At 41.9% G+C, this 25705-nt stretch carries 21 protein-coding genes and 1 tRNA gene; 11 read left to right on the forward strand and 11 right to left on the reverse strand.

Going from position 1 to position 25705, the window contains the following annotated elements; translation table 11 throughout:
- Positions 1 to 11: 11 nt before the first annotated feature.
- The 8 genes from ACFFRD_RS30705 to ACFFRD_RS30740 form a co-directional block, all read right to left on the reverse strand.
- A complete protein-coding gene (locus ACFFRD_RS30705; protein ID WP_392479540.1) occupies positions 12 to 1466 on the reverse strand; it encodes a YcjF family protein in 1455 nt (484 codons plus the stop codon).
- Between the two features lie 100 nt (positions 1467 to 1566).
- Positions 1567 to 1643, reverse strand: a tRNA-Met gene (locus ACFFRD_RS30710).
- Between the two features lie 46 nt (positions 1644 to 1689).
- Positions 1690 to 2643, reverse strand: a complete 954-nt coding sequence (locus ACFFRD_RS30715) for an asparaginase (protein WP_114085023.1) — start codon at positions 2641 to 2643, stop codon at positions 1690 to 1692.
- 103 nt (positions 2644 to 2746) lie between these two features.
- Positions 2747 to 3247 (reverse strand): CGLD27 family protein, encoded by a 501-nt coding sequence (locus tag ACFFRD_RS30720; RefSeq protein WP_114085022.1) that lies wholly within the window; start codon positions 3245 to 3247, stop codon positions 2747 to 2749.
- Entirely contained in the window at positions 3244 to 3702 is a 459-nt protein-coding gene (gene rsfS, locus ACFFRD_RS30725) for a ribosome silencing factor (RefSeq protein ID WP_114085021.1), read from the reverse strand. Before rsfS ends, ACFFRD_RS30720 begins: the two co-directional genes overlap by 4 nt.
- Before the next feature lie 319 nt (positions 3703 to 4021).
- A complete protein-coding gene (locus ACFFRD_RS30730; RefSeq protein ID WP_392479542.1) occupies positions 4022 to 5152 on the reverse strand; it encodes a HAMP domain-containing protein in 1131 nt (376 codons plus the stop codon).
- Positions 5153 to 5349: 197 nt separating this feature from the next.
- Positions 5350 to 6018 carry a response regulator transcription factor gene (locus tag ACFFRD_RS30735; protein WP_392479544.1) on the reverse strand — a complete coding sequence of 223 codons (669 nt, stop codon included), beginning with the start codon at positions 6016 to 6018 and terminating at the stop codon, positions 5350 to 5352.
- 6 nt (positions 6019 to 6024) lie between these two features.
- Positions 6025 to 7599, reverse strand: coding sequence for a sensor histidine kinase (locus ACFFRD_RS30740; RefSeq protein ID WP_392479547.1), 1575 nt, complete (start codon positions 7597 to 7599; stop codon positions 6025 to 6027).
- Between the two features lie 549 nt (positions 7600 to 8148).
- Between ACFFRD_RS30740 and ACFFRD_RS30745 the strand changes: the two genes are divergently transcribed.
- The 6 genes from ACFFRD_RS30745 (at position 8149) to ACFFRD_RS30770 (ending at position 16384) form a co-directional block, all read left to right on the forward strand.
- Positions 8149 to 9435 carry a glycosyltransferase family protein gene (locus tag ACFFRD_RS30745; protein ID WP_392479548.1) on the forward strand — a complete coding sequence of 429 codons (1287 nt, stop codon included), beginning with the start codon at positions 8149 to 8151 and terminating at the stop codon, positions 9433 to 9435.
- 52 nt (positions 9436 to 9487) lie between these two features.
- A complete protein-coding gene (locus tag ACFFRD_RS30750; protein WP_392479549.1) occupies positions 9488 to 10759 on the forward strand; it encodes a glycosyltransferase in 1272 nt (423 codons plus the stop codon).
- A 3-nt stretch (positions 10760 to 10762) separates the two neighbouring features.
- A complete protein-coding gene (locus ACFFRD_RS30755; RefSeq protein ID WP_392479551.1) occupies positions 10763 to 11944 on the forward strand; it encodes a glycosyltransferase family 4 protein in 1182 nt (393 codons plus the stop codon).
- The gene (locus tag ACFFRD_RS30760; protein WP_392479552.1) at positions 11945 to 13780 is read left to right on the forward strand and encodes an ABC transporter ATP-binding protein; all 1836 of its coding nucleotides are present in this window, start codon (positions 11945 to 11947) and stop codon (positions 13778 to 13780) included.
- Between the two features lie 103 nt (positions 13781 to 13883).
- On the forward strand, positions 13884 to 14891 hold the full coding sequence (locus ACFFRD_RS30765) for a phosphotransferase family protein (protein WP_193945752.1): 1008 nt from the start codon (positions 13884 to 13886) through the stop codon (positions 14889 to 14891).
- A 155-nt stretch (positions 14892 to 15046) separates the two neighbouring features.
- The gene (locus ACFFRD_RS30770; RefSeq protein WP_392479554.1) at positions 15047 to 16384 is read left to right on the forward strand and encodes an iron uptake porin; all 1338 of its coding nucleotides are present in this window, start codon (positions 15047 to 15049) and stop codon (positions 16382 to 16384) included.
- Positions 16385 to 16488: 104 nt separating this feature from the next.
- Here the strand turns inward: ACFFRD_RS30770 and ACFFRD_RS30775 are convergent, their stop codons facing one another.
- Positions 16489 to 17760: a glycosyltransferase family 4 protein gene (locus ACFFRD_RS30775; protein ID WP_392479556.1), complete on the reverse strand. Its 1272-nt coding sequence runs from the start codon at positions 17758 to 17760 to the stop codon at positions 16489 to 16491.
- Positions 17761 to 18046: 286 nt separating this feature from the next.
- Between ACFFRD_RS30775 and ACFFRD_RS30780 the strand changes: the two genes are divergently transcribed.
- The 5 genes from ACFFRD_RS30780 to ACFFRD_RS30800 all read left to right on the forward strand — a co-directional run bounded on the left by ACFFRD_RS30780 (position 18047) and on the right by ACFFRD_RS30800 (position 24349).
- Complete coding sequence (locus ACFFRD_RS30780; protein ID WP_392479558.1) at positions 18047 to 19288, forward strand: DNA cytosine methyltransferase; 1242 nt, start codon at positions 18047 to 18049, stop codon at positions 19286 to 19288.
- Positions 19289 to 19394: 106 nt separating this feature from the next.
- Positions 19395 to 20075: a deoxyribose-phosphate aldolase gene (gene deoC, locus ACFFRD_RS30785; protein WP_114085010.1), complete on the forward strand. Its 681-nt coding sequence runs from the start codon at positions 19395 to 19397 to the stop codon at positions 20073 to 20075.
- 251 nt (positions 20076 to 20326) lie between these two features.
- Positions 20327 to 21229, forward strand: coding sequence for a DNA repair protein RecO (gene recO / locus ACFFRD_RS30790; protein WP_392479559.1), 903 nt, complete (start codon positions 20327 to 20329; stop codon positions 21227 to 21229).
- Complete coding sequence (locus ACFFRD_RS30795; protein ID WP_392483206.1) at positions 21216 to 22847, forward strand: MFS transporter; 1632 nt, start codon at positions 21216 to 21218, stop codon at positions 22845 to 22847. The genes recO and ACFFRD_RS30795 overlap by 14 nt, the downstream gene beginning before the upstream one ends.
- Before the next feature lie 353 nt (positions 22848 to 23200).
- Positions 23201 to 24349: a glycosyltransferase family 4 protein gene (locus tag ACFFRD_RS30800; protein WP_392479561.1), complete on the forward strand. Its 1149-nt coding sequence runs from the start codon at positions 23201 to 23203 to the stop codon at positions 24347 to 24349.
- Positions 24350 to 24622: 273 nt separating this feature from the next.
- Here ACFFRD_RS30800 and ACFFRD_RS30805 read toward each other — a convergent pair whose 3' ends face one another.
- Positions 24623 to 25438, reverse strand: a complete 816-nt coding sequence (locus tag ACFFRD_RS30805; RefSeq protein WP_392479562.1) for a peptidase — start codon at positions 25436 to 25438, stop codon at positions 24623 to 24625.
- A gap of 10 nt (positions 25439 to 25448) precedes the next feature.
- Positions 25449 to 25682 carry a preprotein translocase subunit SecG gene (gene secG, locus ACFFRD_RS30810; protein WP_012410686.1) on the reverse strand — a complete coding sequence of 78 codons (234 nt, stop codon included), beginning with the start codon at positions 25680 to 25682 and terminating at the stop codon, positions 25449 to 25451.
- Between the last annotated feature and the right edge of the window lie 23 nt (positions 25683 to 25705).

Raw genomic sequence — 25705 nt, forward strand, 5'->3', positions numbered from 1 at the left:
TCCAGATGAACTTAACCCATGAACTTCTCAACACCAACTACTTCAACCTGCTGCACTTCTGGCAACAAACGCTTCACGCCTTGCTTAACAAATCCCTGCAAAAAACCAATCTGCTGATTTTGCTGAAATACTTTTTGCAATGTTTGCCGCAAATTCTCCAAATTCAAACCAGTTCCAGAATCTATGGCTATTTCTTGCTGTTGGAAATACTCAACTAGACTTAACCCTGCAACTCTAGTCAGATAAGCTGCACTTACTCCCTGCACTACCCCACCAGCAACAAAGGTAACGGCATTACTTTTGAGAACTGTACTAATCGCCTTGGTAGAAAGTTCAACTAAACCTAGTTTCAGCATCAAACTTCCCATTGTTCCAGCTAGGGTTTGCGCCTGTTCCAAGGAAAATTTCTGCTGATAGATTTTACCCAAATCCATTACCATTTGAGCATTAATTGCCGCAGTCGCTAGAATATCAAGGGCTGGAACTGGGTTAGCAAAGGCAGCAGCCGCAGCTATCCATTGATATTGTTCAATAATTGGGGTGGCGCGATCGCGTCTGGTTCCATTCAGCCAGTTTTTCGCCTCAGCTTTCAACAACCCGGCTTTCCTCATGGTAGTTACCCAAACCAGGCGCTGTCTTTGCTGTGCAAAAACTTCACCCAAATGCTGAGTTAACTGCTGGATATCTGCTGTTGGTTGTTCCATCCACTCTTGCACAGCACCATCAGCCTCATGCTTTCGGACTTTGATGGCTATGGGAGAGGCGGCTGTTGCAACTACATTTCCCTGCATTCGCTGTTTCAATGACAGCAAGATGCTGGCGCTTTCATCGGCTAAATACTGGTCTTGTTTGTTGAAAACCAGGATTGTCGGCTGATTTGCTGCTTTTAGCTGCTGTAGGGTTTGAAATTCTGAGTCTGTCAAATCACCGTTTGTCAGAAATAGAACAAAATCTGATTTTGCAACTTCTGCTAAAACCGCAGCATCTGAATTGTTACCCGTTTCTCTAAATAAAGGTGTTGTCTCTTCTAAAGACACCAAATTTTGTGTCTCTATTTGCTTTAAAGCTTGAATTAAGGTGCTTTTACCTACCGATTTACCGCCAGTCACAGCAACTTTAATTTCTTGTCTGTCTAATTCCAACAACAATTGGGTAATTTGTTCTCGCAGTGTCTGTAACGCCGGATGGTTTTCTGATTCTTGTGCCAGTTGGTTAATTACAGTTTCAGTTTTAGCGATCGCACTTTCCACAGTCGCCCGATCTACGAGCATATCATCTAGCTGCTTTAAACTGTCTTTCGGGCGATTTTGCTGGAATAACCACAAACCACCGCCTACAGCTAAGGCACTCAACAAACCAAACTCACCCACCTGCACTATCGAATCGTGCCAACTGTCCAACATCCACAGAGAAAAGGACAGTCCCAATCCTCCCACTAAAATTGGTCGCTGCAACTTCACAACCATGATTCTCCGCGCCTTTTAGATGGCTATTTCTTCCAGAATAGATCAAAACAAAACAAAAACCCTGCAATCTTCACTGATTGTAGGGTTTTTGTTTTTTATTTGGTGGCGGGAAGTGGATTTGAACCACTGACCTTCGGGTTATGAGCCCGACGAGCTACCAGGCTGCTCTATCCCGCGTTGCTCTCGACTTATTTATAATAACCTATAGTCAAGAGTTTGGCAACTACAAAAACGATAATTCTCCAATTACTTCTAAACGCGTGTATTTTCCCAAGGTGGCAAACTTTTCACAAAGGCTTTCGGCGGCGCTAGGACTAATCCAACCCATTTGCTTGAGTAGGTGAATCGCAACAGCGTGTTTTGCCCGTTTTGTCCCATCCATAACTTTGATCGCTAATCCCAAGCCTTCACCAAGTCTACCAATGCACTGAACTCCTTCGGCACCACTTTTACTAACCAGTTCCCCTGGAGTTAAACGCATTAGTTCCGTATCAAATTCTCCATCTCCTGCTACCATCGCGGGGTGATGAGTCATAGCCCGGACGATGCGCTCCATATCCAGATTGGTACTAGAGGCTAGCAGCGCATATAAAGATGCCATGTGTCCTAGTTGCATCAAATAAGTTGGTGCGCCACAGTCATCATGAGCGCAGATAAATTCTGCGGCTGGCATTCGCAGCAACTCTGCTACTTTGCCCAAAATCAATTGCTGTACTGGGTGCTTGCGATCCAAGTAGTTATTCAAGGGCCAACGGCGTTGCTGACAAACAGCTAACATTCCCGCATGTTTTCCAGAGCAATTGTATTCCAGAGGACTGTGCTTACCTTCAGGAGTTGGACACTGGAGTATAGTCGGGTCAAGATCAGCTCGCCAAAGGATGTTAAATACCTGTCGGACTTGATCTATTGTTCCTTTATGGGAACTTGTCATAATTGCTAAGTCGCGATCGCTGAGGTCATAGCGTTCCAGTGTACCTGTGGTGGTGACTGCGAGTGCCTGAAATGGTTTGAGGGCTGAACGGATAAATGCAGCAGTTTCAGAATTGCCGGCAACGGTTAGAACCCGTCCCCGATCGTCGCATACTACAGCCTGGACTATATGCCTGGATTCAATAATACCTTCCCGCAGCAACCGGACTTCCAGTGCTGTGGCTTGAGTTCGTTTTCCCATTGTCATGGGTTTATATTTATCACCTTTTTTTAATTAATTTAGTCATTGGTCATTGGTAATTAGTCCTTAGCTAATGACTAGTGACTAATCACCAATGACCAATGACTCTTTAAAACAAATGCCAAACTATCGTACCAGTAACGTACATTCCCGCCAAGCCAGCGAAGGTAAATTGCAATCGCCGCAAGATGGGTTTGATTTCGTATGCAACAATTAAGCGATCGCGGTTAAGGATTTCCTGTGGTTTTGTCCAAGTTTGGCCGTCGTACCAGCCTGACTCTTCATAAAATACTGTGGGACTGCCAAGGCGATCGCACACGTAGAACCAGCCTAAGTATAATCTTACCAGTGCCAGTACGACCCCGACACTGGCTGCTGCTGCACCACAAAGAATAAAATGTGCAATATACTTGTGGGGAGGAAAACTTGCTGCTGCCACAGGTGCTGCGATCAGCCAAGATAAACTCCAAATCCAAGCTATTTTCGTGATATATTCGCGCAAATCTAAAGTGCTATCACGAAACAACCAGGAAGTTTTTAACTCTTCGTACTCATTGAGCGGTTGTTGGTCTATGGGAACTGGGCAATTTGAAACCGAAGACCTAATCATGTTGGCTTACCTTCACCCTCATCAGATTCTGGAAGGGAAATACGTTCTGCATGAATCCAGAACGCTTCTAAATTATAAAACTCCCGTTCTTTGGGCATCATAATGTGAACGATCACATCACCGTAGTCTTGTAATACCCAACTCCCCTCAACTTTTCCTTCTGTCCTTATGGGACGACGTTGCAACTCAGTTTCGACTTTTCCTTCAATTGCTTGAGCGATCGCTCTGACTTGTACCCTAGAATAGCCAGTCATCATCACAAAGTAATCCGCTAGGTAAGAGACCTCTGCTACTTTTAGCAATATAATCTCACCTGCTTTGCGGTCTAATCCAGCTTCTGCTATCGTTGCAGCTAATTTTCCGCTCTCCTCTTCAGTATGGGCGTGGCTCTTGACCACACTCTTCGTCAGTGGGACGGATTGTAATGGGAAATTTCCTTGGAAATAATCAGTCATTAAACCTCAGGTGCTTTTTTTCTTTTGGAACAATTGTTTACATTTACTTACAAATCACAAACAATTGATCTGAAAATGTGTCAATAGGTTTTTTTGAATACTAACAAAAAAACGGGAGCCTATGGGGTCTAGTTTGATAATTCACTGCTTAGAATTTTGACAATAGCAATTAGCAGTTGCGTATGGCTATTGTGTAGCGATAAATTAACCAATAGCTTTTTAGCAAGGATTTCTGGTGAAATATAGTGTTGCCCCACTGGGGATTAATTGACTATTTGGGGTGACATCTAGGCTATTTCCGGGTCAAAAGATTTATTTTTCAGCTTTGATCGCCATTTTCCTCAGTTTCTCCAAGTTGAACTTGAGTACGTTGCAATTCCTCTAATGCCATCTTTAAGCTGAGATTTTTCTCATTTAACTCCCGTGTTCGTTCGCGTACTTTCTCTTCTAGTACTTGGTTGTATACTTCTAGCTGTTCGTTAGCATCATTTTGGACTGTGATAAGTTGCTGAACTTCCAAAATTAAACGATTGAGCGAATTAGCCAAGATCCCAACTTCATCATTAGTCGTTACGGGTGCTTGTAAATCAAAATTAGATTCCTCTGTAACCTGTTGAGCAACATGGGTGACTGCTTGAATAGGACGGGCAATGGCCTGACTAGTGAAAATTGCTAATAATGTGGCGATCGCAATCGACACTAACAGGCTGCCTAAAATAATATTTAGACGTAATTTCTCTGCCCTTCGCAGTTCCCAATTTGCTTGCTGATATTCCTCGGCGATGACTTCAACAAGGTTTGTGATGTCATCGAGAAAATCATCAATCATAAAAATTGATGAGCTATGCATGAAATTGAACAGTTGAGTTTGTGCTGTCCTAATTTCGTTTGGTGATAATTTACTGGGATTGCGATCGTTAAACAGAACCTCTGTGCGCTGTAAGTAAGTATCAAAGCCTTTATGGGTCTGCAACAAGCGATGAACAGCTTCTTGTTCAATTACAGAATCATATATGGTGAGGTTCTCAATACTGTAGTTAGTTTTGAACTCAAACCAAACTTGTCTAGCTTGCTCAACATAGTTAAGTAACAAATTATATTGTTCTTGCCATCTTTTTGGTTGATCCATGTACAAAATCAGCTTGTGTTGGTTGGTACGAACACGAAACACACTGGTTTTGAGTTGGTACATCTGATATAACTCTTCAATCGCCGCTTCTTCGCGCTTCTGTGCTTGTCGCTGGTAATAATCTGCAATCAGAAACCCAATGCTAGTTCCCAGTACAGCAATGCTTACAATTAATGCATATCCAATGCCAATCTTTTGACCAACTTTGAGATGGCTGAACCAGTATCTAGAATTGCTTGTGTTTGGACTGGAGTTATTTGATTGCAAAGAGCTATTTGATCGACCAAAAGCCAGATCATCGAAGTTGTGATGCTGTTTCATAATCAATCACGACCTTGATGAACTTGAATGCGTTCCAGTAGGGGGGAGGGGGCAGGGGGCAGGGGGCAGAGGGCAGGGGGAGCAGGGGAGGCAGGGGGAGCAGGGGGAGAAAAAAGCGTATTGGGACAAGGGGGAGAATTTTTTACTCAGCACTCAGCACTGGCTAAACGCCCCGCTACCGCTAACAGCACTCATTACTACGTTCGCAAGCGATAACCCATGCCTCTAACTGTCTCAATCAGTTTGCTGCCTAGTTTTTTACGGAGATAACCGACATAGACATCGACAATATTAGAACCTGGGTTGTAGTCGTAACCCCAAACGTAATCGAGGAGTTGTTCTCGACTGATGACTTGCCCCGGATGGCGGCAAAACATTTCTGCCATAGCAAATTCACGAGCAGGTAGCTCTATTAAGCGATCGCCTATTTTCACCTGTCGAGTTCGCAAATTAAGCTCCATATTACCAGCTTTGAGGACAAACTCTTGGGCATCTCTGATAGGTCTAGTACTTCGCAACCGTAACCTTACCCGCGCCAACAGTTCTTCAAATCGGAAGGGTTTGGTAACATAATCATCTGCACCTCCTTCTAGCCCAGCAACCTTGTCGTGAATATCACTTCTAGCAGAGAGGATAATCACAGGTATGTCTTCTCCCTGTCCACGCAGTTCTTCAAGTACTTGAAATCCGTCTTTTCCAGGCAACCCTAAATCCAGAATTAACAAGTCAAAGGTTCCACTTTGCATCACATCTAGCACATACAACCCATCTGTCAGAATTGTTGTTGTGAACCCTTGCGATCGCAACCCTTTTTGAATAAATGAGGCAATCCGGGGTTCATCTTCAACGATGAGAATGTTGGGCATAGATACTCATTTTTTGGGGGGATCGAGGGGTAAAACAATGGTAAACATCGAACCTGTTCCTAACTGACTACGGAGTAATACTTGTCCAAAGTGAGCCTCTGCGATCGCTCTCACTATAGAAAGCCCAAGTCCAGCACCCTCTGAACGACGGCGACTTTTGGAAGATCGGGCAAAGCGTTCAAAAATTCGTTTTTGATCAACCAGTGGAATGCCTTCGCCTGTATCGCGTATCCAGAAGCGCACCTTTCCTTTGGCGATCGCTGAACCTATGGAAATAGTATCACTCTCCCTAGTATGCTGAGTAGCATTTTGGGCTAGATTCATCACGGCTTCGGTAATTCTTTGCCGGTCAACAACAATCTGACCTTTGGCTACAGAGTCTAGTTGCCAGTCCCTCTCTGCCAGTGCTTGAGCTTTAACAAATAATTCTTTGGTTAACTCTGCCACATTTACTGTTGCTACCTGTAAAAAGTCTGCGCGTTCTGCTTTTGCCAGCAGAATCATATCATCGACCAAACGACTCATCCGGTCTAGTTCTCCAATGACTAGTGCCACGGTTTCCTGTTGTTCTTGGGGATCATCTCCCATCAGTTCTAGGTGTCCGCGAACAATAGTGATGGGAGTTTTCAGTTCGTGTCCAGCATCGTTGACAAATTCACGTTGGCTGGCAAAGGCTGCTTCTAGTCTGTCCATCATTTCATTGAATGTCTTTGCCAATTCTGCCAGTTCTCCATTACCTCGCGCAGGCAAACGCTGAGTTAAATCTGACTCACTGATAGCATGAGCCGTAGTCAGAATTGTCCGCAGAGGAGCCAGTATCCGCCCCGCAGCTAACCAGGTAAGGATTAACGACACTACAAACACTAAGCTGAAAACTTCAATAATTACAGCGACTGCTTTTAGAGCTTCTGTCCTTTCCCCGGTGGTATTGTAGGCAACAACAAAGACTCCCCGTGTTTGTCCATTAATAGTAATGGGTTCCACCATGTAAAGGATATTACTAGCATCAGGGGCAAAAAATTCTTGTTCTCCCTGTTCTGGTTGGGTCTGTTTTGCCCACCGTCTCATTAGTAATGAGTCTCTGGCTAAAAGCTTAGGACGTTTGCTAGGACTAGATTTATAAAATTCACCATCTATAAAAGTGATAAAGTAAGATTCATCTTCTGCCCGCCGATACAACAAATAAGCTTTAAAAAGCTTGATTAAATCTTCCACAGAAGCTGGAGCAGTAATTTTTTCTTCTCCAGATAGTAAGGAGTTAAATTGTTTTGACTCGTTCAATATTTCTTCTGAGTCATCAGTTGTGAGTCTATTTTTTGTAACAAACTTTTCGCCCTTAATCAACGCCTTGAAAGCCATCATATTTACTTCTATATCTTGACGAACACGCTGATTAATACGCTGGTAGAGTTGATAGCGAAATATCGGGATGGAAATGAGAAACGTTATTCCTAAAATCAGCAAATACCAGAGCAAAATTCGGGTGCGTGCTTCTCCAAACACTTGCTGCCAAACTAAAAGTAACGGAGATACTTTGAAAACAGACAAGCGATCGCAAAAACGCTTTACCACACTGCTCATTTTTAGTCATCCTTATTTGAGATAGTTTAAATTCATATTTTGTTTGCCAAAAAGTAATGTTAATTGAATTTGTTATTCATCTGCCAAAGGTAATTTTGTTGCTCAAATAGTGAAAGTATTTACATAGCTATTTGGATTTAAAACAAGGTTATTTACCTGAATAAAATTTGGACTATCGACCCTTTCTATCAGTCTTTAAATCTTAAAATTAAGTTTTCCCATATATTAATTAGTTTTTGATGAGAGAATTTTCATCAATATTTCATGCATTTTTCATGAAAAATTGATAAGTTATTAAGTAGCTTTTAAGTCTTGTTAATAAAACGATAACTTAATTTGAAATCCATGCTCTAAATTTGATTTTTACAAAGGGCAATATTATTAAGCTTGGGTAAATATCTGCATTTAATTACAAAATAACCATGAAGACTCAGAATATTTTTTAATTTAGAAAACTAACTAAACATTTAAAAAAGTACCTGTGAATAAAAGTGCTAATTAAATTTGCAAGTCGTCAGCCACCAGATAAAAACTTGGTCAGGAGTACAGATGAAAAACTTTTTACCCCCCGTTAAAGAAATAGCACGAATGCCGACTAATTTAGCGTCTTCAGAAGTTAGTAGTTTATCTAGAAATCCTCGTAAATGGCGCATTGCTTTATATTCGCACGACACAATGGGACTGGGACATAAGCGCCGTAATTTGTTGATTGCTCAAACTTTAGGATGTTCAGATTTAGAAATTGATGTTTTGATGATTAGTGGAATACAGGATGCCAGCAATGTAATAACACTACCAGGAGTTGATTGTTTGACTTTACCTGCTCTGCACAAAAATATTGATGGGCAATATCAGGCACGTAGATTGGATTTATCATTGCAGGAAATTATTACACTGCGATCGCAAGTTATTCTTACCACCATCAAAACCTTTAAACCCGATATTCTGATTGTGGATAATGTACCGCGAGGAGCGGTGAGAGAGCTAGAACCAACACTAAATTATTTACGTACCCAAGGAAAAACGCACTGCATTTTAGGTTTACGGGATGTGTTAGATGACCCCACATCGGTGCATCGAGATTGGAAAAGAATAGCTAATGAAGAGGCTATTCAAACCTACTATGATGCGGTTTGGGTGTATGGTGATCCAGCCATTTATGACCTAGCACAGGAATATCGCTTCAATGCAAAGACTTTAGCCAAATTACGCTACACTGGCTATCTTGACCAGCGTCACCGCCTCAAATTCGTAGATATGGATAGCGTTCAGGCATTGAAATCATTGAATCTGCCATCTGAACGATTAGTGTTGTGCTTGGTGGGAGGCGGACAAGATGGAGCGCGTCTGGCAGAAATATTTGCTCTTGCTGAACTACCACCAGGGATGAGTGGGATCATCTTGACAGGGCCGTTCATGCCGCGAGAGGTACAGCAACAGCTTCAGAAGTATGCTGCTAAACGTTCTAATTTGCAGGTTTTGAAATATTTAGCTGAACCAACGTTGTTGTTGAATCAGGCTGAACGCGTCATTGCTATGGGTGGTTACAACACAACTTGCGAATTGCTGTCATTTCAAAAGCGATCGCTCATTGTACCCCGAATCAAGCCCCGTCGAGAGCAGTTGATCCGGGCCGAACGCTTACAGGCACTTAGTTTAGTTGATATGCTGCACCCACATGATTTGAAACCTCAAGCATTGACAGATTGGTTAATGCAAGAAGGTGAGCCGTCACAAGCCCGTAGTTGTATCGATCTTGATGGACTTACCCGCATTCCTCAATTCGTAAACGAAATACTCACGTCTGCTCATCATTCATCACAACAAGCTTCTTGAAAGGAGATTGGAGAGCCTAAAAAAGAACCTTCTTAATTACGAATTACGAATCATGTCAATCCGTATTGGTTACATTCTCAAACGTTATCCTCGCTATTCTGAAACCTTCGTCGTTAATGAAATTTTGGCTCATGAAGCAGCTGGTTTAGATATTGAAATTTTTGCTTTGAGGCCACCGTGTGACACTCACTTTCAAAATATTATTTCCCAGGTACGTGCTACCGTTAACTACATTCGCAAACCAATTCAAGGTCGAATGAGTGAATCCCTAAATAGTCTTACTCCCACAGCAGCAAGCTATTTTTGGGCAGAATTACAAGAAGCCAGTAAAGTTATCCCAGATTTTTGGCCAAAGTTGGCTTATGCTCAAGGTGAACAAGCTAGCACCGTTTACCAAGCTGCATGGTTAGCACGGGAAGCGCGACTCAAAGGAATCACCCATTTTCACGCTCACTTTGGTACTGTTGCAACCAGTGTAGCTCGGTTAGCATCTCACTTTACGGGCATTCCCTACACCTTCACCGCTCATGCTAAAGACATCTTTCATGAAAGTGTTGAATTCGAAGATATGCAACGCAAGCTTAAAGATGCTGCCACTGTCGTGACTGTTAGTGACTATAACCTCAATTATTTGCAAAAAACTTATGGTGCAGCTGCAAAGCGAGTTCAACGCATTTACAATGGCTTAGATTTACGACAATTACAATATTCTTCCCCGGCTGATCGTCCTCCATTGATTATTTCAGTCAGCCGATTAATTGAGAAGAAAGGGCTATCTATTTTAATAGATGCTTGTGCGATTCTGAAGCGAATAAATTGTGATTTCCAATGTCAAATTGTGGGAACAGGATCATTAGAACCTATATTGCAACAAAAAATCCAAAATTTAGGGCTGCAATCTATTGTGGAAATTATCGGGCCACGTCCTCAAAATGATGTATTTTACTTGATGCAGCAAGCTGCTGTGTTTGCAGCTCCATATATTATCGGACAAGATGGCAACCGGGATGGTCTGCCGACAGTTTTACTCGAAGCGATGGCATTGGGAACACCCTGTGTAAGTACAGATGTAACTGGAATTCCTGAATTAGTGCGCGATCGCCAGACTGGATTAATTGTCCCACAACATGATGCCGAACAATTAGCGATCGCACTTCAACAACTCCTTACCAATCCAGCCTTGCGAGTCAAATTATCAACCCAAGCCAGACAATTAATTGAATCTGAGTTTGACATTCATCGCAATAGCGCAGCATTACGAGCAATATTCCATGCGGCTGAACCGAATGCTGCCATGACTTTAAAAGTAGTTCAGGAGGTGTAGAGCGTGCGAATTGCCTATATCTGTGCCGATCCAGGAATTCCTGTATTTGGGCAAAAAGGATGCTCTATTCATGTCCAAGAAGTAATTCGAGCATTGCAACGGCAAAATATTCAAGTTGATTTGTTTGCTACTCGCATTGGTGGAAAGCCACCCGCAGATTTAACTAATGTTTCAGTTCATGAACTTCCAGCCATCCCAAAACTAGAACGCGCTGTGCGAGAGCAAATTGCCTTATCAATTAATCCCGATTTACGTTCAGCTTTGGAGAGGTTTGGCCCATTTGACTTAATTTATGAGCGTTACTCTCTTTGGAGTTATAGCGCAATGGAATTGGCCCAAGCAATGGGAATTCCCGGATTATTAGAGGTCAATTCACCTCTGATTGCAGAACAGGCAAAACATCGCGGCTTGATTGATTGCCACAGCGCCCAACAGGTTGCCAATCGGGTTTTCCAAGCGGCTACAGCACTAATTGCGGTTTCATCTGAAGTGAAAACTTACTTAATGAATTATGTCAAAAGTAGCAAAGTTCATGTCATCCCAAATGGTGTAAATCCCGATCGCTTCCCTACTTTTGATCGTGAATTTTCAACACAACCAGAAACCTTTACAGTTGGATTTGTCGGCACATTGAAACCGTGGCATGGATTGCCAATTCTCACAGCAGCTTTTGCTCAACTGCATCAACAAGTTCCCAATGTCAAACTTTTGATTGTTGGCGATGGCCCCGAACGGGAAAATCTCGAAGCCGAATTATTGGCACGAGGATTACACTCTCATGCTAAATTCACCGGAGCGGTGAATCCTAATGAAATTCCGAAATTATTATCAGCAATGGATGTTGCTGTTGCCCCCTATCCGGCTGAATCCGATTTTTACTTCTCACCGTTGAAAGTTTATGAATATATGGCGGCTGGTTTACCAGTAGTTGTTAGTGGTATTGGGCAATTGCTTGAGTTAATTGACACAGGGATGAATGGGATTCTTTGCCCACCAGGTGATGCGATCGCCTTAGCAGAGGCATTAGAAAAATTATGGCGAGCGCCTGATTTGCGCCATTCTTTGGGGCAAGCGGCGCGGAAAACGGTCATGGAACATCACACTTGGGAAGCGATCGCCCAACAGATTTTGCATATAGCTGGATTAAATACTCCGCCTCAATTCCAAGTGGAGGTAAGACGATAAATGGGACGTTCAAAGCCACAGAAAAAAGTTATTCCCGGTTTATGGGGAGTACTACGTTATTTCTGGCCTTACATTCAGAAACAGTATGGATTACTTTTAATTTCTGCGATCGCTCTGGTTGCGGATGTCGGACTACGGGTGCTGGAACCTTGGCCCCTAAAGTTTGTTTTTGATTACGTTTTGATTCCAGGCGATCGGCCTACCAATATCCCATTAATTGATCGCCTGGAACCAGTTACATTACTGACATTTTCAGCAGTTACAGTCCTTGCCATTACAGGATTACGCGCACTTGCCGCCTATTGGAGTACCGTTGGACTAGCAACAGTAGGTAGCCGAGTGATGACTGAGGTGCGTAATCATCTGTATTGTCATCTTCAAGATTTATCCTTGAGTTACCACACCAAAGCTCGTAGCGGCGATTTAATTATTCGTGTAAGTAGCGATGCTAGCCGTCTGCAAGAAATTATGATTACGGCAGCATTACCTCTGGTAGTGAGCATTCTGACGCTGTTTGGCATGATTGGCGTGATGTTTTGGATAAATAGCAGCCTCACCCTACTTGCACTACTTACCCTACCGTTGTTTGTATTAGTCACAAATCGGCTGAGTCAGCGAATTCGAGAGTCCTCATTAAAGCAACGGAAACAAGAAGGAGCTGTGGCGGCGACGGCTGCTGAGTCAATTGCAGCAATTAAATTAGTCAAAGCTCTTTCACTACAAGATGCCTTTGCGCGAGTTTTTTCTCAACAAAATCACCATAGCCTCAAGGAGAGCGTAAGAACCCAACGCCTTGCTGCTCATCTCGAACGAACCGTTGATGTTGTAATTGCACTTGGAACAGCAATTGTTTTATGGTACGGCTCCTGGTTGGCATTGCGAAATGCTCTGACACCGGGTGATGTGCTGGTATTTCTCACCTATCTCAAAAATGCCTTTAAGCCTGTTCAGAACTTTGCTAAGTACACCGGAAGACTTGCTAAAGCTGCTGCCTCTGGTGAGCGAATTTTAGATATATTATCACAGCAACCTGATGTCCGAGATTTGCCGGATGCGATACCGGCTCCAATTTTCCGAGGTAAGGTTTGTTTTGATCATGTTCACTTTGCCTATGAACCAGGACAAGTTCTGCTCGAAGATATCAATTTAACGATTCAACCAGGGCAGCAAGTAGCGATCGTTGGTACATCGGGTGGTGGTAAATCTACTTTAGTAAGTCTATTATTACGACTTTATGACCCGACGATGGGTAAAGTCATGATTGATGGGCGGGATATCCGCGAGTACACATTGGAATCATTACGCCCACAAATTAGTGTAGTTTTGCAAGACAGCCTCTTATTTGCCGCTACCATTCGAGAAAACATTGCCTACGGTATTGCCGGCGTGTCGGATGCGGAAATTGAAGCAGCCACTCGTCTAGCTAATGCTGATGATTTCATCCAAGCTTTACCCCAAGGATACAACACACTTGTGGGAGAACGAGGCGCAACCCTTTCAGGTGGACAACGCCAGCGAATTGCGATCGCTCGCGCTGCTATTCGTCAAGCTCCAATTTTGATTTTAGATGAACCCACAACTGGGTTAGATCAAGGCAACGAGAAAGCGATCGTTGATGCTCTACAACGCCTCTCGCAAAACCGCACCACCTTCTTAATTACTCACGATTTGTATCTTGCAACCCGCGCAGATATAATTCTTTACATAGAAAATGGGCAGGTGCTAGAACAAGGCACTCATCAGGAATTAATGCAACACAATGGTCGCTATGCGGCATTGTATCAAATGCAGACTGCAATCCGAACTGAGGAAAAGTCAAATCATTTGATGACATAACCCTATGGTGCTGCATATTTACAAGTTGATTTTCTCACGCAGAAGCGGAGAGAGGATAGGTGTTTTGAGATTTACACCCAGTTAATATTTAGAGGCGAAAAATATGACTGTTTTCGTCAGCGATCGCTTTAACAGTGTCACTGATCCTAAAATGCCATTTTTGTCAGCAGCCATTGATCCATTGGAAGTAAAACAACGGTTCACTCAGTACTTGCCAATCGTTGAAAATGCTCAACTGCAAAAAATTCAAGTTATTCGCCACAAACCAGGGCGGCGTTGTTTGATTGAATATGAATTGCTGAATAATTACGGGCAAACTATTACACTAATTGGAAAAATCCGAGCTAAAGGAACAGATTTTAATAGTTATGAATTACAAAAATCCTTGTGGCAAAAAGGATTTGCAGATGATAGTGCTGATGGAATTTCAATACCGCAACCTGTGGGAATAATCCCCGAATGGCAGATGTGGTTGCAGCGAAAAGTTCAAGGAGCGATCGCAACTCAATTTTTAACTCAAACCAACACCATTTTCCTAGCAAAACGAATTGCTGAAGTTGCCCATAAACTTCATCAAACTAACATTCCTCCTAGCCGTTCTCATACCATGTCAGACGAACTGCGAATCTTGAACGAAAGGATTCCATTGGTGATGCAACAATATCCAGACTGGAAAAAACGCTTAGAACAAATATTAGCAGCATCTAAACATTTAGGACAAAATACTTCAGAACTAAAATACTGTGGTATCCATCGAGATTTTTATCCTGATCAAGTTATTATTAATGGTTCTCGTTTGTATCTCATCGACCTTGATTTATATTGTGAAGGTAATCCAGCCATTGATATCGGTAACTTCATTGGTCATATTAAAGAATACAGCCTTCGCATCCTTGGTAATTCAGAAGCATTACACGATTGGGAAACTGCCCTAACTGAAAGATTTATTCAGCTTACAAGCAAGGAATTCAAAATCTCAATTGAATCCTACGTCACCTTAACACTAGTACGACATATTCACATCAGCACCCAATTCTTAGAACGCCGTCCTTTTACAGAAGCATTATTAAACCTATGTGAACAACGTTTACATATTAGAAACGCATCATGAGTTAAACTCTTACTTTCTGCATAAACAACATCCTATAACAATCCTAAATAATTCATAAAAATCTCTCCTTATTATCTCTGTTTTCTCTGCGCCTCTGCGGTTCGTTTTGATTTTCAAATTCTTATATTCTAATTGCTAATTTTCAGGAGAGAGCATTGTTAGCTTCAACTTATTGGCGACAATTTCGCTTAATTAGTTTAATTATCTCATGCACTTTGAGTAGCATAACTCCAGCTATTGCAATACCCATTCCCGATAAACTTAATAACTTCGGTGAATCTAGTGCTGATAATCATGCATTAAGTAAAGTCACATCTGTTTCTGAATTGTCGGCAGAATTAAAAACCCTTAAGAAACGAGTTAATTTATTAGAAACCAACGTTGCTGCATTAGAAAAGCAACAGTTTTCACCCCATGTTGAGCTTGAGGCGGAAGCGATCTTTGCTGTGACTGGATTCGCTGGTGAAAAAAGAGCCAATAGCAGTAAACCAATAAATGAAAATTTAGTATTGAGCGATCGCGTCCGTCTGAGCTTCGTAAGCAGTTTTACTGGAAAAGATAAATTGGAAGTACGTTTACAAGCAAGGAATACACCAGCATTAGAAGATGTGACTGGAACTCAAATGGCAAATTTAGGATTTGATGGTGACAATGAAAATGAGGTGGAAGTAGATGAGCTAGAGTACAGATTTCCACTAGGTAAACGAACCCGCATGACTTTGTATGCGTTGGGAGGAGGATTAGGCGACTTTGTTCCTAGCGTCAATCCTCTTTTTAGCGGTAGTGGAGACGGATCGATTTCTACATTTGGACGAGAAAATCCCATTCGCCGACAAGGTAGTGGCACAGGTATCGGTATTTCTCATAATTTGAATAAAGCTTTGAATTTGTCATTAGGATATCTCAGCAGCAATGCAGCTAATTCAGAGAAAGGTATTTTTGCTAGCCCTTACGGAGCGATCGCTCAACTAACCCTCGAACCCACTAAAACAACAGAACTCAGCCTTACCTATATTCACTCTCATAACAATTTGAAGACGGGAACTGGAAGCGAATTAACCAGCGATCCATTTAATGATGAGGCAGATGCGATCGTTGCTAATTCATTTGGCGCAGAAGCTGCTTGGCAACTTAGCCCAGTTATTACCCTCGGTGGCCGAGTTGGTTTTATTCATGCAAAAGCAGAAGATTTACCAGCAGATCCCAATGCGTCCATCTTTACATGGGCAGTGCTACTAGCTCTCAAAGATATCGGACGAAAAGGTAGCTTTGCAGGATTTGCGGTGGGTCAACCTCCCAAAGTGACCCACAATAGTTTCGGTGATGACTTCAAAGATAAGGATACGTCTTTACATCTCGAAGCCTTTTACCATTTTCTAGTCACAGATAATCTGGCAATAACTCCGGGACTATTTGTGATTACAAGTCCAGAACATAATGATAGTAATCACAATACTTATGTTGGTACGGTTCGGACGACGTTTAGCTTCTAAGTACAGCCCACCATAAACAGGTTACGAAAATTATGCCCAACAGGAGCAAAATCTTAGGGGTTTTGAATTTAGCACTTTGTGCAATCTAACCCCATTGCTGTAGATTAAACTTCTTGTTTTGTAACTCTGTTAGACTGAATTGTTCCACGCTCTGCGATCAATGAGTAACACAATGACTCATACTGATTTAAAGCTTGTTCAAAAGCATAGTTTTCAACGGCATATTTGCGACTTTTATAACCCAGAGTTTTGACTTTTTCGGGGTTTTGGTACAAATCTAAAATTTCCATCGCTAAAGCTTGGGAATCTTCTGGAGGAACGATAACTCCGCCGCCACTTTGCCTGATGGCTCTTGCTGCTGTACCATTCTCAGGTACAGAGGCAACTAAGGCCGCTCCACTGGCAAGTAGCACTTGAATTTTTGATGGCATATTGAAGGATACAACATTTTTCTTTTGCACTACTAAACCAACATCGGCAGCTGCCAACATTTGTGGCAAAGATTTGCGGGGTTGAAATGGTAGCAGCAAAACGTTATCTGCACCGCAGTCTAGACATTCCTGTTGCAATCGCTGTAAACCTTTTGCTTCTCCAACGATCACAAAAACAATATCTGGGATATGGCGCAACACAGAAGCGGCTTTGACAACGCTTTCTAAGCCTTGGGTTAGGGCAATGTTACCAGAATAAAGTACTACAAATTTGCCATTCAGGTTATGTGCTTCGCGGAACGGGTTATTTTCTTGAGGCAAAGGGCGGATGAAATTTACATCAACCCAGTTAGGAATTTGCACAATTTTGTCAGCTTTTACGCCCTTAGATCGCAAATTGTCCACAAAACCATCGGCAATGACGCTAATCTTACTAGCAGTGTGGTAAGCAAATTTTTCCAACACTGTGAATAACTTTATAAGCCATTTATTTTTCAGTAGACCAACGTGAACAGCTGCTTCTGGTAATATATCTTGTAAATTTAAGATCACAGGACAAGCACGTAACCATCCTAAAAGAGCAACTGGCACACAGCTTGGCAAAGATGGCGATGTTGAGAGAATCACGTCTGGCCGCCAACCAAAGAGGGCAGGTACAAAACTAGTGACAACGAAACTAGCATCTAGTAACACCCGATCTAATAGGTTGGGTTGGGGACGAATCCAAACGTAACTGCGTTGGATCTGAACGCCATTTTTGTATTCATTGAGATACCACTTGCCCCGATATTCCTGGTAAATTTGACGCTCAGGGTAGTTGGGCATAGCGGTGACTACGCGTACTTGATGCCCACGCTTCACTAGTCCCTCTGCTAATTCAGTCATCAGTGGGGCAATACCAATTGGCTCTGGATAGTAGTTGTAAGAGTAAATTAAAATTCGCATAAAAGTTAGTCTGAAGTACCCCGGTTTTTTGTTGAATGACAAATATTTGTCTTCAACATTCTTTAGAGCTTGAAAACTCTTATATTTAATTGTGACTTCAGACTCTTTTTCTGTCAGGGATTTTCCTTAAAGATTGAGTAAACTTAGATATTAAATACTTAGAGGAAGTATGAATTTTTTTACTATTTAAGCAGCCTTCAAATTTTTAACTTTTGATTGGTACGTAAGTATAAACCCTAAGTATTCTGATATTAATTAAGACTGTTTCACAATATTTAGTTATTGAATGAGCGATCGCCCTAGTATTTTCTCCTTCTTTGCTGGTTCGGGATTCCTAGATTTAGGTTTTGAAACTAGCGGTTTTAATATTGTTTACGTCAATGAAATGTTTTCACCATTCATGGCAGCATACCGCTATTCACGGCAGATTCTCAATCTGCCATTGCCAGAATACGGGTATCATCACGGAGAAAGAGGAGATGTAAGCCAACTTCACGAAGGTTTACAAGCACAACACCTCCGCGAGTTAGTACAAGACTGCCGCAAATCTAATAATATTGTGGGCTTCATTGGTGGGCCTCCCTGTCCTGATTTTTCTATTGGCGGGAAAAATAGAGGACGATTAGGAGATAATGGCAAGCTTTCCGCTTCTTATGTTGAATTAATTTGCCGCAATCTTCCAGATTTCTTTTTATTTGAGAACGTTAAGGGGTTGTGGAGAACAACAAAGCACCGTTTATTTTTTGAATCACTCAAGCAACAACTACTAGAAGCAGGCTACATCTTAACAGAGCGGTTAATTAATGCTATCGAATATGGTGTACCCCAGGATAGAGAAAGAATTATTCTCATTGGTTTCCGAAATAATTTTATCAAAGATATAGGAATAAAAGTCGGTAGTGAAAAGCTACTTAACGAGAAGGATTTTCCTTGGGAAAATCATATTTTATATCCTAAGAAAGAGGTTTTTGCTTACCCTTGGCAGAAGTGCGATCCATTCCAAGAAAATTCCATCATGCTTTGTCCTGAAGACATCCCTCAAGAATTAACAGTTGAATACTGGTTTAGAAAAAATAATGTTTTGAAGCATCCTAATACTGAAAACTGTTTTAAACCAAGGGCAGGCATCACCAAATTTGCTGCTATTGATGAAGGAGATGATTCTAAAAAGTCTTTCAAACGTCTTCACAGATGGCGTTACTCCCCGACAGCTTGCTATGGAAATAATGAAGTACATTTGCATCCCTATAAAATCCGGCGAATATCTGTAGCAGAAGCTTTAGCTATCCAATCTTTACCTGCAAATTTTGTACTTCCAGAGAATATGTCACTCACTAATATGTTTAAGACTATTGGTAATGGCGTACCCTATTTGGCATCCAATACGTTAGCTAAAACTATTACTAACTTCTTAGGAATTGGTGTAAAAAATGCTGTTAATATTTCTAACCTTACTAAGCCTAATGTCAACTTAAACACTTATACTAATTCCGCAACATCTACAGAAGTAACATCCAAAATAAGTTAGTAGCTTGTTTTCAGGATAAACTCGTAATAAATATGGTTTAATATATATATAAGAAATGTTTTAATTTTTTATAAAGTTTAATAATCAATTACTGGCAGAAGACACGATGGCAGCAGACTATCCAGATATTGATATTGCGCCATTTATCGATCACGCCCTGTTAACGCCAACGGCTACTCCAGAGCAGGTTCAGCAGTGGTGTGAAGAAGCATATAGATTCAATTTTGCGGCAGTTTGCTTGTACCCCACCTATGTCAAACAAGCTGTCGAACTCCTCCACGGCAAGAATCCCAAAGTGTGTACTGTGATTGGCTTTCCCTCTGGTGCGACAACTTCAGCAGTGAAACTCTATGAGGCTCAAGAAGCGGCGGATAATGGAGCCACTGAATTGGATGTGGTCATGAACTTGGGCTGGTTGAAAGCTGGTAAAACTGAAGAAGTCCACCGGGAAATTGCCGAAATTTGTGAAGAGACTGGGCAAACTGTCAAGGTAATTTTGGAAACCAATCTGTTGACAGATGCGGAGAAAAAAATAGCTGCTGAAATAGCTATGGAGGCGGGGGCGGCTTTCTTAAAAACTAGTACAGGTTGGAATGGCGGTGCAACAGTGGCAGATGTGCGATTTTTGCAGGAATTGGCAAAAGAAAGGGTGGGAATTAAAGCTGCGGGTGGTATCCGCACTATTAATCAAGCTCTAGACTTAATCGTAGCGGGTGCTACTAGATTAGGCACATCTCGCGGTATCGATTTGATCCGCCAGCGCGATAATCTGGGGAAGGGTGAATAGTCATTTGTTTATCTTCCTAACCTGCGAAAAACTGCGGGCTATCTATGCCCTTTGTCCTAACCCAATGACCAATTTTAGATTTTGGATTGAAGGATTGAAGGATTCAAAATTTAAACCTGGTTTCAGAGCAGCTAGTTTCAACTATGGAAAAATCTAAAATCCTTGCATTCCTTTTGTAAGTCCCTACTTTTAGGTATGGCGTTAATCTAAAATCCAAAATCCAAAATTGATTGGCTAATGACTAATGACTAATGAGTAGAACCTACAAAGCAACCGGAATTAATCTTAAAACTCAGGTGCTGGGAGAATCAGATAAAATAGTGACCATTTTGACACCAGAATTCGGTCTGATTCGAGCAGTGGCTCCAGGGGCACGTAAGCACAACTCCAGCTTGGGCGGCAGGAGTGGTATGTTTGTTGTGAATGAACTATTGATCGCCAAAGGGCGATCGCTTGATAAAATTACTCAAGCACAGACGTTAAAAACTTATCCTGGTTTAGCTAAAGATTTGGGAAAATTGGCTGCTAGCCAATATTTAGCAGAAATAGTCCTCTCTCAAGCTTTGAGCGAACAACCCCAAGAAGAACTTTATGAGTTGTTCAATGAACATCTCCATCGATTAGAAGCATTGTCTAGTACAAATGCATCTGGTGTTTTGGCTCATCTGGCTCATGGGGTGTTTCACCTTTTAGCCTTAGCAGGAGTAACACCGCAAGTGCAAGTATGCTGCTTATCTGGGCGCTCCCTCAAGCCAGACTTTACAGACCCCAACTGGCAGATAGGATTTAGCGTTCCTACGGGTGGAACGATTTGCTTAGAAACTTGGAAACGTTTACGAACACAGGGAGAGGGGGAGATTAATAACCAATACCCCATTCCCCATACCCCATTACCCATGCCCCATGCCCAAACAGTTGTTGTGCATCGGCAAGAAATACCTTTGATTTCTAGTCGTCTGGGTGCTATGGAACTGGCTTTGCTTCAACATCTGTCACAACCAGAGATAATGCAAATTGATGGTGCTAGAGACCATAACTGGTTATCTGTTGAGCAGATTTTGCGCCAGTATGCTCAGTATCAATTAGGTCGCCCTATTCGCTCTGCTACCTTGATCGATTCTTATTTTGCTGCCAACCATGATGCAACCATCTGATTTGGATAAAAAAATCCTGCCTTTGTCACCAAGCCTCGTTAAAAAACAGAATAGGATATCAGATCCTAACGTCAAGAATCACTTGAGTGCCGTTTCGAAGTGTACACCTAGTCAAATCAATAGCCAAGAAATGTCCCCAAAAGACGTTTCTAAAAACGATCAAAGTTGGACAGCCCAGATCCCAAAAACTGATGTTCCAGAAATACAATCTGCGGACAAATTAACTACTGATGAGGCAAATAGCAACGGGCAGAGTTTGCCAGTAGCTACTACCCCAGAAACAGAATCACCCAAATTAGATGGATCTGGTTCAGGTGGAGAAGCTGTTTCCGGGAATGTAACACAGCAGGGGTTTTTGCCTGTATTAAAAAACCCTAATTTCCTGGCTCTTTGGGGCGGTCAAGTTTTCTCCCAATTAGCAGATAAAGTTTATTTGGTGCTGATGATTGCTTTGATTAATACTCAGTTTCAGGCTAGTAATCAGAGTATTAGTGGTTGGGTATCAGTCTTGATGATGGCTTTTACGATTCCAGCCGTATTATTTGGTTCCGTTGCTGGCGTGTTTGTTGATCGCTGGTCAAAAAAGGCTGTGCTGGTGGCAACGAATATTTGGCGCGGCATCCTGGTTTTGTCAATTCCCTTCCTGCTGTGGTTGACTCATGGCTGGAAACCCATAGGAGTTATGCCAGTAGGTTTTTTGATCATCCTGGGTGTAACTTTTCTAGTTTCCACACTGACACAATTTTTTGCACCGGCAGAACAGGCGGCAATTCCCTTAGTGGTAGAAGAACAGCATTTACTCTCAGCTAATTCGCTTTATACGACAACGATGATGGCATCGGTGATTGTTGGGTTTGCTGTTGGGGAACCCTTGTTAGCGATCGCAGATAGACTTTGGTCGCAAATTGGTGGTAGCGGTAGTTTGGGCAAAGAACTATTAGTTGGTGGTAGTTATGCGATCGCTGGACTAATTTTATTCCTCCTAGCAACTAAGGAAAAACACCACCACCCTGATACAGAATTCCCTCACGTATTCTCTGACTTACGGGATGGTTTTGCCTACCTCAAAGCCAATCATCGCGTCCGCAATGCTTTGCTTCAGCTGATTATCTTGTTTTCTGTCTTTGCAGCATTAACTGTTCTAGCCGTTCGGATGGCAGAAATAATTCCCAACATGAAAGCCTCCCAGTTCGGCTTTTTACTCGCAGCCGGTGGTGTTGGCATTGCTGCGGGAGCAACAATTCTCGGTCAATTTGGTCAACGCTTTTCCTATACCCAACTAAGTCTTTGTGGTTGTATGGGTATGGCAGCATCTCTGATTGGTCTATCAATCTTTACAACCCAACTGTGGCTAGTCCTGTTACTGGTGGCGTTATTAGGTATCTTTGGAGCCCTAGTAGGAATTCCCATGCAAACCGCAATCCAAACAGAAACACCACCAGAAATGCGTGGTAAAGTATTTGGCTTGCAAAACAATGTAATTAATATTGCCCTCTCCTTACCTTTAGCTTTAGCTGGTGTCGCAGAAACCTTTTTGGGATTACAGGTAGTTTTTTTGGGATTAGCTGCGATCGTCTTTTCAGGAGGTATATTAACCTGGTATAACTCACGTAAGTAGTTATCAGCTAAGAGGAGTTATTATTCATTACCTTGAAGTAATTACTAATTTCCTTAAAGCTTTTGTGTTCATGCTAAACTGTGGTCAGTGAAAATTTATCATATACTTGTGGGATATCAATCTGGCATTAGTCAGAGTAAGTTGTTTAAGTATCAGAAATTAACAACTTATACGTAAAATAAATAAAGCCATCAATCCACGAATTTAATCAGCTTTCAAATATGCTTTTTAAACTACGACGTGGTGGCAATTTTTAATAAATAAAAGCCAGCAAGTATAGCTAGATAAAATAAAAATCACAAAGGGCACACAATTAATAGCTCAAACCCGCTTTTCTTACAGCCAAATAAAGAATGCGTATAGCCTGGATTGGAAAAAAATCACCCTTTTGCGGCAATGTAACCTACAGTCGAGAAATTACAAATGCTTTGCTAGATAGGGGACATCAAGTTAGCTTTCTTCACTTCGCACAGGAAGAGTCTGAACCTGAGAATTGGCCAAATCTTCGAGAGGTTTCGCTCCCATTCATTTACAAGTCTCAGGTTTATACAATTCCTACTTTTAAAGCAACCAAAGTTTTAACTGATTCGCTGCGGGAAATCAAGCCAGATGTAGTCCACGCTTCCTTAACATTATCTCCTCTAGACTTTTTTCTACCGGAAATCTGTGAGGAACTGAGGTTGCCCCTAGTTGCAACTTTTCACACACCATTTGCTGGTAAAGGAGCAAAGCTGGTATCGGGAACACAGCTTTTGGCTTATCAGCTTTACGCACCTTTTTTAGTTAACTACGATCGCGTGATTGTATTTTCCCAAATTCAGCGAGAATTATTGGCAGGGATGGGCGTAAGGGAAGAAAATATTGCTGTAATTCCCAATGGTGTTGATACCGTTAAGTATTCTCCAGGATTTTCTCAAATCAAAGAAGAATTTAAAGCCGATCGCTTGTTTGTTTACCAAGGTCGAATAGCGCCAGAGAAAAATGTCGAAGCTCTACTCCGCGCTTGGAAGCAGTCGGCAATGGGGCCTGGTACGAAGTTGCTAATTGTTGGCGATGGCCCTTTGAAGTCTTCCTTAGAGCCGTTTTATGGTTCAGAATACGGCATTATCTGGTTGGGATTTGTTGCTGATGAAGACCGACGGATCGAAATTTTGCGGGGCGCAGATGTATTTGTTCTACCTTCATTGGTAGAGGGTTTGTCTCTATCTCTGTTAGAGGGAATGTCATGTGGGTTGGCTTGTTTAGCAACAGATGTGGGTGCAGATGGAGAAGTATTAGAAAAGGGCGCAGGTATAGTTATTAGTACTAAAACCGCGCGATCGCAGTTAAAAACCCTCTTGCCAGTATTGCAAGACCATCCAGAGTTAACAACTTTACTTGGGCAAAAAGCCAGACAGCGTGTATTAGACCGCTATACCCTCAGTAAAAATATTACTCTGCTGGAAGAACTTTATAAAGAAGTTTTAGCACAGCGACCACTACCGCTAAGTCGTAGAGCTTAGGGAAAGGGAAGAAGTGCGATCGCGCTGTAAATTATGAGATGGTAATCAATGCGATCGGGCAAGAACGTTACGCAACATTCAATACAGTTCAGATAAGACCAAAACATTTGTAGAGACGGCGATTTATCGCGTCTCAAAAACCCAAAATTTTTGCCAGTAGCCCTAAACTGAACAGTATTGAGGCAGCATTGACTAATATTCGAGTCATAGAATATGTGACTTATGAATATAGATACCTCACTCAGAATTCTCTTACCACGCAAGTCAGATTGATCAATTAATCTTTGAATTATTCACTAAAGACCAGCCCAAACTAGTTGGCTGTTCATAAACCCGTTTTAGAGTATTTATATCTCTGGAAGAAATAGGCAACGGGTTACGAACTTGAGAAAAGTATAAAGCATCAGTTTGTAGCGGACTATGACCCCAAATTCCCAAGGCATGACCGAATTCATGGCGGGTAGCTGCAATCAGATACTCACCTGTTTGACTGGGACTTAGCAAAATAGTGAAGCGGTGGGATAAAACTTTGTTGCTGGTGTATAACTCGTAAGTAGTTTGTGCTGATCGCGCACGGGGTTTATTACTATCAGGGGAAATTTGTAGAGGTGGCGCTTTTTGCACAATGTTAATATCAGCACTTTCTGGCTGTTCTACTATTGTTAAAGGCAAATAATTGCTCCATTCTTTTACACCCTGCAAGACACCGTTCACCCATACTTGAGCTTGTTTTTCGTTAACGGATTTTGGTGGTTCTACGTAAACTCGAATGGGAAATTGTGACCAGACTAAATAACCAACTTGGGTTGTTGTGACTTGTGAAAAGTAGTCACCACTATTAGTGCTATCTTGCCACTGTGCGAGTGTGGGCGGTAAGGGATGGGGTTTTGGGATGGGTGAGGTGGAAAGAGAGATTACTGAGTCTGAATATACATCTTTTGATATTATTGTAAACCCATAACTCGAATGAAGATTAATACAAACGATAAACAGCCCTGTGCCAACAAATAAGGCAAGAGCTGTAATTAACCGTTGTGAGATTAAATTTATTAGGATGTTAAGTATTTGGTGTTGGGTTTTTTTCCCCATTGACCTATCCTTATTTAGGCAGCCAACCAGCACTTAAAACCACTGTTAAACCGAGGAAAATTACTGTCAATGCCCAAGTAATTCGATTTAAGGTGTTTTCTGCACTTTTGGTACTGCTAAATAGCTGGGCTTGTCCACCAATGGCTCCAATACCATCACCTTTGGGGCTATGTAGTAAAACTAAGATAATCAAACCAGTGGCGGAAAATGCCCAAATGCCTTGCACGATATTAGTAGCTGTCATGGTAGGAATCTCATTTATAACAA

The sequence above is a fragment of the Nostoc sp. C110 genome (assembly GCF_043099725.1).
GTDB lineage: Bacteria > Cyanobacteriota > Cyanobacteriia > Cyanobacteriales > Nostocaceae > Nostoc > Nostoc muscorum_A.